The sequence below is a fragment of the Mucilaginibacter angelicae genome (genome assembly GCF_042434235.1).
GTDB lineage: Bacteria > Bacteroidota > Bacteroidia > Sphingobacteriales > Sphingobacteriaceae > Mucilaginibacter > Mucilaginibacter angelicae.
Map to the genome: position 1 here is coordinate 110,668 of NZ_JBHLTS010000079.1, position 16,061 is coordinate 126,728.

Consider the following 16,061-nt stretch of genomic DNA (forward strand, 5'->3'; position numbering starts at 1 on the left):
ACTTTGCTAATATTTTTATCAAATAAATGACTGGTATTATATTAGTAATTGTATCCCTTGTTATCCTGCTGATAGCTGTTTTTTTATTCCTCAAAAAACCAAAAGCTATTGAGCTGATCTCTGCTGATGAATTAAATAAACTTCGTTCTGAGCATGATCAGCTTAAAATTTCATTGGCAAAAGCCGAAGAAAAATCCAACGGCTTAGCTGCTGAAAAAGAAAGCATTACCAACTTTTTGAAGGAGGAAAAGAACCGCCTTATCGATGAACTTTTATACGAGCGTAACCAGCTGACGCAGGCCAATCAATCATTGGAAAGCGCCCGGGCTTACTATAAATCGCAGCAGGAAAAACTACAGGAACAAAAAGTCGAAATAGAGCAAATCCGTACCCAATTTCAGCGCGAATTTGAAAACATTGCCGAAAAACTGCTTAAAGAAAAATCAAAGGAATTTACCGATATCAACCGGAGTAATTTGGATGTTATCCTTAATCCGCTAAAGGAAAACCTGAAAGCATTTGAGGATAAGGTAGAGAAAGTGTACAACATGGAGGCCGCCGAGCGGAACACCCTGAAAGGGGTGATCACCCAGCTGATGGACCTCAATAAACAGATCAGCGACGAGGCCCAAAATTTGACCAAAGCCCTTAAGGGGGACAATAAAAAACAGGGCAACTGGGGTGAGGTGATCCTGGAGCGGGTACTGGAACGCTCAGGCCTGGTTAAAGACCAGGAATACCGCATCCAGGCCGCTTTACAAGCTACCGACGGTACAAGATACCAACCAGATGTAATCATCGACTTACCCGATGAAAAGCACCTTATTATCGATTCCAAAGTGTCATTGATAGCCTACGAAAAACTGGTAAATGCCGATACCGAAGACGACCGCAAACTCTTCGCCAAAGCCCATGTGGAATCTATCCGCGGGCATGTTGCAGGCTTATCAGCCAAAAAATATCACGACCTGTACAAGATCAATTCGCCCGATTTTGTGTTGCTTTTTGTGCCGATAGAATCATCATTCAGTATAGCTGTACAACTGGATGGTGAGCTGTTCAATTATGCCTGGGACAGAAAAGTGGTAATTGTTAGTCCATCAACATTATTGGCCACCCTGCGCACTATTGCCAGTATGTGGAAACAGGAACGCCAAAACCGTAACGTATTGGAAATTGCCCGTTTAAGCGGCGATATGTATGATAAGTTTGTGGGCTTTTTAGGCGATATGGACAGCATTGGCAAAAACATCAATCAAACACAATCGGCTTATAATAATGCCATCAATAAACTATCAGAGGGTAGAGGCAACCTGACCACTACTGCCGAAAAGATTAAAAAGTTAGGTGCTAAGGCGGATAAGCAGATTGATCAGAAGTTTATTGGGGATGAGTAAGTAGTTAAAAAATCATGTCATTGCGAGGAGCGGCGTAGGGCTTGAGCCGAGGAGCGACGCGGCAATCTCGTAGCTATACAGGGCGGATTTGCATTATGTATAGCACAGCTACGAGATTGCCACGCTATCGCTCGCAATGACATTTTTTTAATTATGTCTTCCGCTCAAACCACCAATCAGCCTGTTTGGTGAACATCAACGCCCATCCCCATAATTCAAAAATGATCTCGGCAATGGTTAAAATAATGAGATAAACAGGCATTTCAATATTTCTTTTCGCTGATGAAGCATCATGCAAAATTCCAAAACTATACAATAGCGAAGAACCCAGAAAAAAAACATTCAGCAGTATCAAAACAGAAAGGATGATCCTTGCCCATTTCTTCCCTTCGCCGGTAACAAAGATCAAAAATCCAACCGCAACGAAAATAAACAGGATGGCTGAAAAATTAAACCCATCTAAATAATTATTGAGCGTTTGAATCAATAAGCCTAAATAAAGCAGTAAAATTCCTTTCACAAAAATCTCCGGTGGTTTACCATCGGGATGATTGTTGAGGTAAAATTTATCAAACGCTCCCTGCAACATTATTCAGCTTTTTTAAATGCATTCCAACCCTGGGCTTTCAGTTCATGTACGGTACCACTCTTGGTGACCAGGTTACAACCTGCCGATGCTTCAGTGATATAGCCGATGATACTGATATCCATTTTAAACTTGATCTTATCATAATCCGCCTGCTTAACGGTGAACAGCAGTTCATAATCTTCACCGCCGCTCAAAGCACAAATAGTAGGATCAAGGTTAAACTCACGGGCCGTTTCAAATGTCATCGGGTCAAGCGGGATTTTTTCTTCGTACAGGTTACAACCCTTGTTGCTTTGCTTGCAGATGTGCAATAGTTCTGAAGCCAGGCCATCAGATACATCGATCATCGCGGTTGGTTTTACTTCGATGCTTTTCAGCAGCTCCACCACATCGCGGCGCGCTTCGGGCTTCAACTGGCGCTCAACAATGTAGTCTTTCCCTTCCAGATCAGGCTGGATATTAGGGTTTTCCAGATAGATTAATTTTTCGCGTTCAAGCAACTGCAGCCCGGTATAAGCGCCACCTAAATCACCTGATACGCAAATCAAATCACCTTCTTCAGCACCATTGCGGTATACAATATCCGCTTCGTCCGCATAGCCAATGGAGGTAACGCTGATCACCAATCCCTGTTTTGACGAGGTGGTATCACCACCTATCAAATCCACATTATATTTTTCGCAGGCGATATAGATCCCCTGGTAAAGCTCCTCAATGGCTTCCAACGGAAATTTACTCGACATCCCGATAGAAACCGTAACCTGTGATGCTATACCATTCATAGCATAAATATCACTCAGGTTTACCTGTATAGCTTTGTAACCCAAATGTTTAAGCGGCGTATATGCCAAATCAAAATGAATTCCCTCCAAAAGCATATCCGTGCTGATCAGCACCCTCTTGCCGGCGAAATCAAGTACGGCTGCATCATCGCCAACACCCTTTTTCGAGCTTTCGTTGGTGAGTTTGATATTTTTGGTCAAATGGCCGATAAGGCCAAATTCACCAAGCTCTTCTAAATTCGTTCTATCCTGATTTTCAAACATAGTTTTTTCGATTGCACCGATGTCATTTTATTTCACCGATTCATTTCCTTTTCGGGCCGCAACCCGGTTTCACACATTCCGCCTTTGGCGGGAAATTTTTTTTACAATTTTTAATCAAATACCCACAAAAATTTTCTCACCTCCAAAAACGGACGACAAATATATCGACTCCTATTTCCGTTCGGCTTTTATACTTTTTAACAACAATGTGGATAACTCCATTTTCCGGGCCGCAACCTTTATACATTATATCCGCCTTTGGCGGAAAAATTTTTTAAGATTTTTGGCCTTTTTAGCACATCAAGGACATTTTATATGAAAAATAGCTTCAATCCAAACCCTCCCTGTTTTCCACATTTACCCGGTTTATAAGTTTCAAATCAAGATGATTTTACCAATCAAAAAATCGCTGAAATCGTCCTGTGTATGCTCAGACTTACGAAGTTTTAAAAACTTCGTAAGTCTTTATCTTCATTTCTTACAATCCCAGCTGTGCAGAAATCTCCAGCATTCGCTCAATCGGTTTTACCGCTTTTTCAATGATATGCTCGGGGACCGTAATCTCAGGCATTTCATTTTTTAAACACAGGTACAATTTTTCCAGTGTGTTACGCTTCATATGCGGACAATCATTGCATGCACAATTGTTGTTTGGCGGCGCCGGAATAAATATTTTATCCGGGTTTTCCTTTTGCATCTGGTGTAAAATCCCCGCTTCCGTTGCCACTATAAATTCTTTATCCTGATGGCTGCCAGCATATTTCAAAATGCCTGTTGTTGAGCCGATATAATCGGCCATTTCCAGTATAACATCCTCGCATTCAGGGTGCGCCAACAATTTAGCTCCCGGGTGCCTTTCCTTCAGTTTGGTGATTTTTTCTCTCGAAAATATCTCATGCACCATACAGGCACCATTCCACAATACCAGGTCTCGACCTGTTTTTTTGGCTACCCATGCACCAAGGTTTTTATCCGGCCCAAAGATGATCTTTTGATCCTTCGGCAGGCTTTCTACAATCTGCACCGCATTGCTCGATGTGCAAACAATATCGCTTAAAGCTTTCAATTCGGCCGTGCAGTTTACATAAGTGATCACCAGGTGATCCGGATAGTTTTCCTTAAACTTTTTAAACAAGTAAGGAGGACAACTATCTGCTAATGAACAACCTGCCTTTGCATCTGGCAGTAAAACCTTCTTTGTTGGCGACAGGATCTTGGCTGTTTCGGCCATGAAATGTACGCCTGCAAAAACAATAATGTCGGCATCCGTTTTGGCGGCTTGTTGAGATAATCCCAAACTATCGCCAATGTAATCGGCAATATCCTGGATGTCACCATCCTGGTAATAGTGCGCCAGGATCACCGCATTCTTTTGCTTTTTTAATTTTTCAATTTCCACGAAAAGATCAAGCGTCGGATCGATTTCTTCATCCACGTATCCTTTCAGATTTATTTCTTCGAAGGTATTCATTTCCACAATTCAATTAATAACAACTACTTTTTATATAAAAGAAAACTATTGTTTATTAGGGTGTTGGTAATGTGCAAAAGTCGGAGTAATTTTTGTTTTAAAAATTAGTTTTCACAATTTATTAACACATATAAACACTTTTCCACCATTTAGCCTACTGATTTTTAGATATGTATGACAATCAATTTTTATTTTAAAAAGTTTTATGTTAATATTTTCAGGGTTGGCAAAATGTTAGCTTTATGACTAAAGTGTCGTAAAAGTCGCTCAAAAATTATTGATATTCGACACGTGAAAGCAAGTTATACACACTGTAAACTATTTTTCACTTTTTGTTTACATAAACTTAACAGGTTTTACAGCTGTTATTAACATTAGTACTACTTTTACACACATTCATATAAAATATGACCCGAAATGTTGATTTCCTTGTAGTGGGTTCAGGGATAGCCGGATTAAGTTTTGCGCTCAAAGCAGCGAAGCATGGTAAGGTTCTGATAGTTACAAAGTCGAACGAAGACGAATCCAACACCAAATATGCCCAGGGAGGGGTTGCGGTGGTTGTGGATAAAAAAGAAGATTCTTTTGAAAAACATATCCAGGATACCTTAGTAAGTGGTGATGGACTTTGCGACCGTGAAGTTGTTGAAGCCGTTGTTAAAGAAGGCCCGGCCCGCATTAACGAAATAATTGATTACGGAACCAATTTCGATAAGACAAATGAAGGGGTTTATGACCTGGCAAAAGAGGGCGGCCACTCCGAGTTTCGTGTATTACACTATAAAGATGTAACTGGCTGGGAGATAGAGCGTTCACTTTTAGAGGAAATTCATAAAAACCCTAATATTGAGATACTTACGCATTATTTTGCTGTTGATTTAATTACGCAGCACCATTTGGGTGAGCTGGTAGGTAAATCAAGCACTGATATCACCTGCTTTGGGATCTATGCCTTTAATACCGAAACAAAGATTGTTGAAAAGATTCTTTCAAAAGTTACAGTGATGGCAGCTGGTGGTGCCGGGCATATCTATGCGGTTACTACTAACCCGACCATTGCAACAGGTGATGGTATTGCTATGGTATACCGGGCTAAAGGCAAAGTACGTAATATGGAGTTCATGCAATTCCACCCAACCGCTTTATATAATCCGGGTGAATATCCTTCGTTCTTAATATCAGAAGCCGTTCGTGGCTTCGGCGGTGTTTTAAAACGAACCAATGGTGAGGAATTTATGCATGAATACGATGAGCGTAAATCATTGGCGCCACGTGATATTACTGCAAGGGCTATTGATGCCGAGATAAAAAAATCGGGTGAAGATTTTGTTTATTTAGATGTAAGGCACCGCAGTAAAAAAGATATCCTGAACCATTTCCCTAATATTTATGCTAAATGCCTGGAAATTGGGATTGATATGACTAAGGATATGATCCCGGTTGCGCCGGCTTGTCATTATATGTGTGGCGGTATTTTGGTTGATCATGTTGGCCAGTCTTCAATATTAAGGTTATATGCTTGTGGAGAATGTTCATCAACCGGCTTGCATGGGGCTAACCGTTTAGCCTCAAATTCATTGTTGGAGGCCTTGGTTTTTGCACATCGCATTTACGAAGATGCCATAGGAAAGTTTGAAAGTTTTGTTATCCCGGATAATATTCCTGATTGGGATGAGAAAGGTGTACAACTCTCCAATGAAGATATCCTGGTAACCCACAACGTTCGCGAAATGCAGAAGCTGATGAATGACTATGTGGGTATTGTTCGTTCCGATTTCAGGCTGGAAAGGGCATTGCGCCGGTTGAAGTTATTATACGAGGAAACAGAGGATTTTTACAAGAAAACTAAGTTATCTGTTAAACTATGCGAGCTGCGTAATTTGATCCAGGTATCGTTCATCGTCGTAAAATCGGCCATGTTACGTAAGGAGAGCAGGGGATTGCATTATACTACGGATTATCCGGAACATGCTGAGCAAATACAGGATACGGTGTTTTAGGTAACATAATTTATATATCTTGTGGTATATAAAACATCTTATGGGAACTCTTAAAGAAGATATTAAAACTCAATCTGATTGGATTATTAAGGCTTTTGCTGCTGACGGTTTAACGCTCGATTATTCTATTAAAAGTTTTATCGAAATAGATAAGTTTTTCAATAAGCATTCTACCCCCGGAAAAGCCAAACGCGGAGGACGGTTGGTCAATAGATTGGGTAGCACAATGTTTTCTATAGCATCTTATATTATTGAAACTATTAAGAAGCAGGTTCCGGACGCTGTTTTATTTACAGATGATGAAGCCGCCGATGGAGAAGTTACTATGTCGATTACCTTACCTGATGGGGGAGTAATTTTTCCGGTACAAAGAGTAATGAAGAGATTTGAAAATGGAGAAGAGGATTCAATTTATGTGTATGGCCATCAGTTAACTAAGGATTTTACCAATGAACCTTTCGATGACAGTTATTGGGATATAAATAAGAAGGATAAGAGTTGGTGGAAGTTTTGGTAAACAGGTAATTAATTGAGCGAAAAACGGGATTCGAACCCGCGGCCTTCAGTTTGGGAAACTGACGCTCTACCGACTGAGCTATTTTCGCTTATTTGATATTCAAACATAAAGAAAATTTCGGATTTCAGAATTTAGATTTCGGATTTTTTAATTATAATTTAGTAATTAATATATGCCATTAATTCTGCCTGTTAAAGATAAAAGCCCGGTTTGGGGTAACGATTGTTTTATTGCCGAAAATTGTACCATAGTAGGGGATGTAGTGATGGGAGATAATTGTTCGGTATGGTTTAATGCCGTGATCCGAGGAGATGTACATTATATAAAAATTGGCAATAATACCAATATTCAGGATGGTGCCGTGATTCATGCTACTTATTTAAAAGCGCCGACTAACATAGGTAACAGTGTTTCTATAGGGCATAACGCGCTTGTACACGGCTGTACTTTACATGATCATACTTTGATAGGCATGGGTGCTATTGTGATGGATCACGCGGTTGTAAACGAGTTTGTGATTATTGCTGCAGGTGCTGTGGTATTGGAAAATACAATATGCGAATCAGGCTATTTATATGCCGGCATTCCTGCAAAAAAGATAAAGCCCCTTACCGACGAGCAAAGGGCTATGTTGAAGCAGCTGCCTCAAAATTATATCATGTACTCCGGTTGGTTTAAGGAGTAATACGTTCCTTGGGAATGGTGACCGGTTCTTCTGCTTCCCAGTTTGGTCTCAGCGTAATAAGTTTTTCATTAAGCCAGATATTTTCGGGCTGTCGTTTTAGCCGCACGTTTCCGCTATCCCACTTACCGTTTTTATTTTCATCGTAAATAATCCTCACATAGTATTTAGCAGCCAGGATCCCTTTATATACCAGTGAAGTACTTTTAGTAATTGGGTCGCTTTGGATTATTTTTTTGTCTTCGCTTAGCAGTTCAACTACATATGCTTTGGAAGTGTCGGGCACGGTTAGCTTTACAGTAAGCTGGCTATAATTATCCAGTTTATTGATCTGGAATTTTTTAGATAAACGTTTATTTTTATCGCCATAAATATCGGTCAATGCACCTTCGTTCAATATGAGTTCATATTTGCTATTTTCGCGCCATCGATATTTTAAATTAAGTAGCTTATAATTACCTGTATCTTTTTGTAAGGTATAATCACTTGTGGCTACAGAGTCTTCGTTCAAAGTAATTTGCGATTGATCAAAATTCTCGATAGGGATATTTGCAGTAATTACCAGATTGCTGCCTGGTTTTAATTTGCTGTCGTTGCCAATATTATAAGCTGTTGTTAAAGTACGTGTAAAACTTTCGTTTTTCCGCTTTAATTGGTAAATGGTGTCAATTGCTTTGCCTTTATCAAATATGGCTACACGCAACGAGTCAAAGTTCATGTTACGCAGATAAACAGAAGCCGTATCTTTTGTACGGGAAAAGGATACCTGTTTCCTGTTATCTACATCCGTAGGATAAATAACTTTGATGGCCGGTTGTGTTAAACCTTTATTAAAGACCAATAATAATTTCCCATCACTGTCAAAACGTTTTTCGGATACCCTGAATTTTTCCGGATCCTGTTTGAAAAGATTTAACTGAATGTTCGATGTATCAGATCTGAGATGGACAGGCTTTTTAAGGAATGCGATCAGTTCATCATCACGATTAAAAATTTTATCAGGGCTTGCTTCTTTTAATGCATAAATGCGGTAGTCGTCTTCACGCAAATTGTTCAACGCAAAATTTCCTGACGAGTCGGTGAGCGCAAAGATGGAAGGTTTCTTTTTTCCGAAGAGGGTGTCCTGCTTTACAGGGAAGAGGAAGACCAATACATCTTTCTCTTTTTCCTGGGTGAGGGTGTTGGTTACCGACCCGGTGATGCTGAGTGAGTCGATATGATTACCGGTCGAAAAAACATAAGTAAAATTTTTCAGGATATTACTTTCGTTTACATCTTGTATAGCCTTACCAAAGTTGATAACGTAGGTTGTATTTTTTTGGAGCGAATCCTTAAACTCAACTTTTAATTTTCTTTTGTTTGATGAGTACTCCGGTTGCTTCTCCATAGCCGGGCTCATACTGATCTCTTGGTAAGCGTTGGTGAGCTTAATAAATTCGTCAAATTCCAGGTCAATTTGTTTGGCAGCAAAATTCCGGGTTTTGTTTCCGGGAATTGCCTTCACCAATTTGGGTGGGGTCTGGTCGCGCGGCCCTCCCTGAGGTGGTTGTTGGGCCGCGCATCCAAAAATGAATAAAACGATAAAAATCAGTAGATAATTTTTGTAAAAAATTGCCGGTTTTGTGTTTAACATGGTTTTTAGGCGATATAAGCGATTTTTATGTTTTTATAACAATTACTATTAAAAATTAAAAATAATCGATTTAAAAAGACTTTTTATAACTAATTAATTATCAGTTATTTATGTTTATCTTGATACATGAACCATCAAAACTGAAATATCCGACGGTGAAACGCCCGAAATTCGTGAAGCCTGACCTAAAGTGCGTGGTTTTATCCTCATCAGTTTTTCGCGTGCCTCTTTTGAAAGTGATACCAAAGTATGATAATCAAAATTTGGATTGATTTCCCGGTCTTCCATTTTTTTCATCCGGTCAACTATCTCCATCTCCTTGATGAAATAACTCTCATATTTGATTTTTATTTCAGCCTGCTCAATAGTTTCTTTATCATAGGCTGAAAGCAATTCGGCTAAAGGAGCATCGGCAGTTTTAAGATCATTGAAGGTTACCTGGGGGCGGCTCAATAAATTAAACAGTTTGGTACTTTGTGCCAGCGGACTTGTACCTAACTCTTCCATCAGGCTATTTACTGTTGATGGATCGATAGACTTGCTTTTGGTGTAAGCTACGATATCGTCAGAGTTTTTTACTTTTTGATTTACCTTTTCCAAACGCTCATCGCTGATCAATCCCAGTTCATGGCCCATAGGCGAGAGCCTTATATCTGCATTATCCTGGCGTAATAACAAGCGGTGCTCGGCCCTTGAAGTGAACATGCGGTATGGCTCTTCAGTACCTTTAGTTACCAGGTCATCTATTAAAACGCCTATATATGATTCTGATCTTTTAAGGATCAGCTCATGTTTATCATTAATTTTTTGATGTGCATTGATACCTGCTATGAAGCCTTGTGAAGCTGCTTCTTCATAACCTGTAGTGCCATTAATTTGCCCGGCAAAGTACAGGTTACTGATCAGTTTAGTCTCCAGGGTTAAACCTAATTGTGTAGGAGGGAAGAAATCGTACTCAATGGCATACCCAGGCCTGAACATTTTTGCATTTTCAAAACCCGGTATTTTGGTGAGTGCTTTGTATTGAACATCCTCTGGCAGGGAGGTTGAGAAACCATTTACATAGATCTCGACTGTATTCAACCCTTCCGGTTCAACGAAAATCTGGTGACGGTCACGCTCGGCAAAACGGTTGATCTTATCTTCAATGGATGGGCAATAACGCGGACCCAAACCTTTAATTCTTCCAGTAAACATGGGAGATTTTTCGAAGCCTTCTTTTAAGGTTTCGTGTACATTGGTATTGGTATAGGTGATCCAGCAGCAGCGTTGTTCCTCTATCATCGGTACATCGGTAAAGGAAAATTTGCCTCTTACAGGGTCGCCCCATTGCTCTTCCATCAGGCTATAATTAAGACTGCGGCCATCCACACGGGGTGGGGTACCGGTCTTCATTCTGCCCGATTCAAATCCTAAAGTGACCAGTTGCTCGGTTAAACCGGTAGCAGCTTTCTCGCCTGTACGACCTCCGCCAAACTTTTTCTCTCCTATATGGATCACTCCATTTAAGAAAGTGCCGTTGGTTAATACCACAGCATCTGCTTCAATTTCGATACCAATAGAGGTACGTACACCTGCAATGGTATTGTTTTTTACCAGGAGGGAGGTAACAGTATCCTGCCAAAAATCAACATTGGGGGTACGTTCTAATGCTAAACGCCACTCTTCAGCAAATCGCATCCGGTCGCTTTGAGCACGTGGGCTCCACATGGCCGGGCCTTTTGACTGGTTAAGCATCCTGAATTGGATAGATGTTTTATCAGTTATGATACCCGAATATCCACCCAAAGCATCTACCTCGCGCACTATCTGTCCCTTAGCAACACCGCCCATGGCCGGGTTACAACTCATCTGTGCAATGGTGCTCATATTCATGGTTATCAGCAAAACTGACGAACCTAAGTTAGCAGCGGCAGCAGCAGCTTCACAGCCTGCATGCCCGGCACCTACTACTATTACGTTATATTTCTTAAACATTTTATCCTCCTTATTCCACGTTTTGAAGTCTTAAATCGGAAGTTTTTAATCCGTAGTCTGTTTGATTTGACTTATGATTTTGTACATCTAACTTAATACTTGTTCCACGTGGAACGTTAATTTTGATATCAAAAGCCGAAAGTTTAGTTTAAAATTCGATTTTTTCATTAAACTTCGAACTTATGATTTCCGACTTATTTACGCGTTCCACGTGGAACGTTATTCTTAGATTATGATCTTAAGCCTTTATCGAAGCTTAAATTGTTTTACTTAAACTTCTAAATAAAGGGTTATAGCTTGCAAAAATACCTATCTATACTGACGTTCCACGTGGAACCCTGAATAATGATATTAAAGCTACAAATGCCCAAATGCTCTCTAATACCACAAAAGGGTAGAAGTTTATCATGTATGAAGCATAGCCACATGTTCCCGCTCCGATAAAGTTCATTAAGCTGTAAATCTTATTCTGTGCTGATAGTTTACCTGTTAAATTCAGTAAAAAAGCTATCAAAAGAATGATGACACCTGTTGTTGCTATGATATCTGATGTTTTCATTATCCTTCGTTTAACTCGGTTAATTCCATCCAACGGGCGCTTTTATCGTCCAATTGTTTATTTAAAACCTCTATTTGCTTCAATATTTCATCAAGCTTTTTAGGGTCAATACCTACTGTATCCAGTTGTGCGGTTTTATCTTTTATACTTGTTTCGATAGTGTTGATCTCGGCTTCTATACCTTCCAATTCTTTGGCTTCTTTAAAGCTAAGCTTACTTTTTTTAGCTGCTGGGGCTTGTGTTTGCGCCACAGGAGCGGGTTTTTTAGCTTGTTGTTTGGCTTCTTCCAACTCGAGCCTGTATGATGAATAGTTGCCGTTAAAGATGCGTACATGACCTTTTTCTTCCATGATAAAAAGTTGGTCGGTTAGCTTATCCAGTAAGTACCTATCGTGCGATACCATCATTAATACACCGCCATAATTGGTTAAAAACTCTTCCAATACGTTCAGTGTGTCAATATCCAGATCATTGGTAGGCTCATCCAGTATCAGGAAGTTGGGGTTCTTCATTAGGATGCTCATTAACTGCAGGCGTTTCTTTTCACCACCGCTAAGTTTTGATATAAAACCGTACTGCTTAGCAGGGGGGAATAAAAACAAAGTAAGCAATGCCGAAGCAGAAATAGTTTTTCCATCGGCCATGGTAATGAACTCTGCAACGTTCTTTACGATATCAATCACGCGCTCATCCTCTTTAAAAGTGATACCTGATTGGTGAAAATAGCCTATTACAGTGGTTTCTCCCTTAACTACAGTTCCTTTATCAGGTTGTAAAGCGCCGGTAATGATATTTAACAAGGTTGATTTACCGCTGCCGTTTTTACCGGCTAAGCCAATCCTATCACCTTTTTTAAATATATAGCTGAAGTTATTGATGTAGGTATTGTCGTTAAATGATTTATAGAGATGATCCATCTCCATAATCTTGTTGCCCTGGCGTGCTGTTTTAACGCTCAGTTCAACTTTATCACGAATACCGCCATTTTTGGTTTTCTCTTCCAGATCATAATAGGCATCAATACGTGCTTTTGATTTGGTACCACGGGCCTGGGGCTGACGGCGCATCCATTCCAGCTCTTTCCTTAACAGGTTTGAGTTTTTCTGGAATGATGCTTCATCCGCTGCTTCACGCTCGGCTTTCTTCTCGAGATAGTAACCATAGCTGCCATTATATGGCTGGATTTTTCCACGGTCTATCTCCAATATCTCGTTACATACATTATCCAGGAAGTACCTGTCATGTGTAACCATCAATATGGTTTTGTTTCCTTCAGTTAGTAATTTTTCCAGCCATTCTATAGTATCTATATCCAGGTGGTTGGTAGGCTCATCCAGTATATAAACTTCAGGGTCTTCAATAAGTAGCTTAGCTAAAGCCAAACGTTTCTTTTGCCCGCCCGATAGGGTAGTGATATGCTGATTAAGATGATGAATATCTAAACGGCCTAAAATAGTTTTGATCTTGTACTCATATTCCCAGGCATCAACCTCGCTCATCTCTTCCATGATCTTTTCAATGGCTTTGCTGTTTTCAGTATCATTCTCCATCAGTTCCTCATACCTGCGGATCAGTTGTTGCTGCACGTCATCGGCATGGAAAATGTAATCGCTGATGGTAACCGCATTTTTGAAGTTTGGATCCTGCTCAAGATAACCCATGTTAAGGTCACGGGCTTGTACTACTTTACCTTCGGTAGGTTTTATAGTACCACCTAATATTTTTAAAAGGGTTGATTTGCCGGCTCCGTTAACACCAACAAGTGCAACCTTACGGCCGCGGTTAATACCTATGGTTACATTTTTAAATAACCAGTTGTCATGAAATTGATGGCCAAGGTTCTCGGCAGAAAGATAAGTACTCACGATAGTTGTTTTATTTTATCCGACTCGTATACAAATACACCAGTCGCGTTTTTTATTGATTGTTTATACATGGCCATAGCAACTGTGGTTCCCGGAATGCTTTGGTATTTTTTCCAGCTGCCAAAAAGCAGAGGATTGATCACCTTCATCAAACCGTTAAGAAACTTTTCCATCGGTCTGCTTTCCTGCCTGTCGCCGGCTAAGAAGGATGGGCGATAGATATGTATGGCAGATATTCCTACAGCTGTAATGTCAGCTTCCGTTTCGCCCTTTGTTTTAGTATAAAAATTTGCCCCGTTTATGTTTGCCCCGATAGAAGACACCAGGTGATATTGTTCAACTCCGTTTTGCTTAGCCAATTGTGCCAGTAATAACGGATAGTCATGATCAATTTTGCGATAGATGCTTAAATCAGGCGTTTTCTTTTTGGTTGACCCTAAACAACAGAACAAAGCGTGGCCTGTCAGCTCATTTTTGTATGTTTCGGGCTGTTCAAAGTCAACAACAAGCTGTGTTAATTTTTTATGCTGAAGAGGTAATTTTTTTCTGACCAGGATTAAAACTTCATCATAAAAGGCTTGTTCCAATAAAATTTGCAGGAGGTGACTGCCAATAAGTCCGCTTGAGCCTGCAACTACAGCTTTTTTGGCCATTACTTATTGATTTTCCGCAAAAATACGCATTATTAAATTGTGGAATAAATATTGTGTGTTTAAACATATAATCAAAAATAACATGAAAACAATATTTTATCCCGAAGCAGAACGCGGACATAATGATATAGGCTGGTTAAAAGCAAACTTCTCGTTCAGCTTTGCATCACATTACAATCCTGAAAAAATGAACTTTGGTGCGCTGCGTGTATTGAATGACGATATCATTGCTGCAGGCCGTGGTTTTGGCAGTCACCCTCATGATAATATGGAAATCATCACCATCCCTTTAAAAGGAGGGTTGGAGCATAAAGATAGCATGGGAAATACAGGTGTAATAAATGCGGGAGAAGTGCAGGTGATGTCGGCCGGTACCGGTGTATACCATTCAGAATATAATGCATCGCATAAAGAGGCAGCGAACACCCTCCAGATCTGGCTTTATCCTAAAGAAAAGAATATCCAGCCGCGTTACGATCAGATGAATTTTAAAGATCGTTTTAAATTGAATGAGCTAACCACCTTGATCTCGCCTCAAAAAAGTGAAGGAACGCTTTGGATTAACCAGGATGCCACCTTTTTGATGGGAGAATTTGAAGCAGGGCAAACTATCAACTATGATATTAAAATCCAGGGTAATGGTGCTTATGTGTTTGTGCTGGATGGACTGGCTAAAATAAACAACCAGGTTTTAAACAAAAAAGATGCGCTGGGCGTTTATGATACAAGTTCACTTACAATTATAACCGAAGAGCCATCCCGTTTCCTGATCATTGATGTACCGATGTCATAATCAGTATTTAGCCTGAATCCAGAAAGTGAATATTATTGAAAGTTCAAAAACAATTGAGCGCTGCTTTGTTGTTGTTTACAATTATTTAAGATTCACTGATGGAAGCACAGCAGGAACTAAGCGGATGGAGAAAATGGATGGAAGGCATAGGCGACTATGTATTATTCTTTACGCGCTTTTTCCGTAACATATTTACCGGCGGCTTTGAATGGTCGGAGTTTGTGAGGCAATGCTACGAAATAGGCTACCGTTCCATGATGCTGGTGGGCATTACCTCCTTCATCATGGGCATGGTGCTTATTTTGCAATTACGGCCTTCGCTCATTTCGCTCGGTGCCGAAAGCATGCTGCCCAAAACACTTGCGGTAGCACTTATCCGCGAGATAGGGCCGGTAATCACCGCTATCATCTGTGCCGGTAAAATAGCGTCAAGCATTGGTGCCGAGCTGGGCAGTATGAAAGTGACCGAGCAGATTGATGCCATGGAAGTATCGGGTGCTAACCCTATCCAATACCTGGTAGTGACTCGTGTACTGGCCACCAGTTTCATGATCCCGTTATTAGCCATCATAGGCGATGCCATTGGGTTATTCGGAGGCTTCCTGGCACTCAACTTTACCGATAATATCAGCTTTTCCCTTTACTTCAACAAATGTATAGCCTCGCTTGATTTTACCGACTTGCTGCCGGCCGTTGTTAAAACCGTGCTTTTTGGTTTTGCGGTTGGTTTTGTGGGATGTTATAAAGGTTACCATTCAGATAAAGGTACGGAGAGTGTGGGCATAGCGGCCAACTCAGCTGTGGTAACTGCTTCTTTGTGGATCTTCATTATTGATGCGATAGCTGTTCAGATAACCAGTTTGTTATTTTATAAATAAA

At 40.3% G+C, this 16,061-nt stretch carries 14 protein-coding genes and 1 tRNA gene; 6 read left to right on the forward strand and 9 right to left on the reverse strand.

What is annotated here, in order from left to right; genetic code table 11:
* Positions 1-26: 26 nt before the first annotated feature.
* Positions 27-1,397, forward strand: coding sequence for a DNA recombination protein RmuC (locus ACFFGT_RS30160; RefSeq protein WP_377026238.1), 1,371 nt, complete (start codon positions 27-29; stop codon positions 1,395-1,397).
* 151 nt (positions 1,398-1,548) lie between these two features.
* On the opposite strand, the gene ACFFGT_RS30165 is transcribed toward ACFFGT_RS30160, so the two are convergent.
* The 3 genes from ACFFGT_RS30165 to nadA form a co-directional block, all read right to left on the reverse strand.
* On the reverse strand, positions 1,549-1,986 hold the full coding sequence (locus ACFFGT_RS30165) for a hypothetical protein (RefSeq protein ID WP_377026239.1): 438 nt from the start codon (positions 1,984-1,986) through the stop codon (positions 1,549-1,551).
* Positions 1,986-3,032, reverse strand: coding sequence for a thiamine-phosphate kinase (gene thiL, locus ACFFGT_RS30170; protein ID WP_377026240.1), 1,047 nt, complete (start codon positions 3,030-3,032; stop codon positions 1,986-1,988). The genes ACFFGT_RS30165 and thiL overlap by 1 nt, the downstream gene beginning before the upstream one ends.
* A gap of 478 nt (positions 3,033-3,510) precedes the next feature.
* Positions 3,511-4,503 (reverse strand): quinolinate synthase NadA, encoded by a 993-nt coding sequence (nadA, locus tag ACFFGT_RS30175; RefSeq protein ID WP_377026241.1) that lies wholly within the window; start codon positions 4,501-4,503, stop codon positions 3,511-3,513.
* Positions 4,504-4,910: 407 nt separating this feature from the next.
* On the opposite strand from nadA, the gene nadB reads away from it, so the two are divergent.
* Both nadB and ACFFGT_RS30185 read left to right on the forward strand, forming a co-directional pair.
* On the forward strand, positions 4,911-6,503 hold the full coding sequence (gene nadB / locus ACFFGT_RS30180) for an L-aspartate oxidase (protein WP_377026242.1): 1,593 nt from the start codon (positions 4,911-4,913) through the stop codon (positions 6,501-6,503).
* Between the two features lie 40 nt (positions 6,504-6,543).
* Positions 6,544-7,020, forward strand: a complete 477-nt coding sequence (locus ACFFGT_RS30185) for a hypothetical protein (protein WP_377026243.1) — start codon at positions 6,544-6,546, stop codon at positions 7,018-7,020.
* Between the two features lie 15 nt (positions 7,021-7,035).
* On the opposite strand, the gene ACFFGT_RS30190 is transcribed toward ACFFGT_RS30185, so the two are convergent.
* Positions 7,036-7,108 (reverse strand) — tRNA-Gly (locus ACFFGT_RS30190).
* A gap of 84 nt (positions 7,109-7,192) precedes the next feature.
* Between ACFFGT_RS30190 and ACFFGT_RS30195 the strand changes: the two genes are divergently transcribed.
* A complete protein-coding gene (locus ACFFGT_RS30195; RefSeq protein WP_377026244.1) occupies positions 7,193-7,705 on the forward strand; it encodes a gamma carbonic anhydrase family protein in 513 nt (170 codons plus the stop codon).
* On the opposite strand, the gene ACFFGT_RS30200 is transcribed toward ACFFGT_RS30195, so the two are convergent.
* From ACFFGT_RS30200 to ACFFGT_RS30220, 5 genes are all read right to left on the reverse strand, one after another.
* Positions 7,695-9,335 carry an Ig-like domain-containing domain gene (locus ACFFGT_RS30200; RefSeq protein WP_377026245.1) on the reverse strand — a complete coding sequence of 547 codons (1,641 nt, stop codon included), beginning with the start codon at positions 9,333-9,335 and terminating at the stop codon, positions 7,695-7,697. The genes ACFFGT_RS30195 and ACFFGT_RS30200 overlap by 11 nt on opposite strands.
* Positions 9,336-9,449: 114 nt before the next feature.
* Positions 9,450-11,312 carry a tRNA uridine-5-carboxymethylaminomethyl(34) synthesis enzyme MnmG gene (mnmG, locus tag ACFFGT_RS30205; RefSeq protein ID WP_377026246.1) on the reverse strand — a complete coding sequence of 621 codons (1,863 nt, stop codon included), beginning with the start codon at positions 11,310-11,312 and terminating at the stop codon, positions 9,450-9,452.
* Between the two features lie 313 nt (positions 11,313-11,625).
* The gene (locus ACFFGT_RS30210) at positions 11,626-11,871 is read right to left on the reverse strand and encodes a CBU_0592 family membrane protein (protein WP_377026247.1); all 246 of its coding nucleotides are present in this window, start codon (positions 11,869-11,871) and stop codon (positions 11,626-11,628) included.
* A complete protein-coding gene (locus tag ACFFGT_RS30215; RefSeq protein WP_377026248.1) occupies positions 11,871-13,736 on the reverse strand; it encodes an ABC-F family ATP-binding cassette domain-containing protein in 1,866 nt (621 codons plus the stop codon). The genes ACFFGT_RS30210 and ACFFGT_RS30215 overlap by 1 nt, the downstream gene beginning before the upstream one ends.
* Positions 13,733-14,389: an oxidoreductase gene (locus tag ACFFGT_RS30220; protein ID WP_377026249.1), complete on the reverse strand. Its 657-nt coding sequence runs from the start codon at positions 14,387-14,389 to the stop codon at positions 13,733-13,735. Before ACFFGT_RS30220 ends, ACFFGT_RS30215 begins: the two co-directional genes overlap by 4 nt.
* Before the next feature lie 82 nt (positions 14,390-14,471).
* Between ACFFGT_RS30220 and ACFFGT_RS30225 the strand changes: the two genes are divergently transcribed.
* Together ACFFGT_RS30225 and ACFFGT_RS30230 are read left to right on the forward strand one after the other, a co-directional pair.
* Positions 14,472-15,182 (forward strand): pirin family protein, encoded by a 711-nt coding sequence (locus ACFFGT_RS30225; RefSeq protein ID WP_377026250.1) that lies wholly within the window; start codon positions 14,472-14,474, stop codon positions 15,180-15,182.
* A gap of 98 nt (positions 15,183-15,280) precedes the next feature.
* A complete protein-coding gene (locus ACFFGT_RS30230) occupies positions 15,281-16,060 on the forward strand; it encodes an MlaE family ABC transporter permease (RefSeq protein ID WP_377026251.1) in 780 nt (259 codons plus the stop codon).
* Position 16,061: the final 1 nt, after the last annotated feature.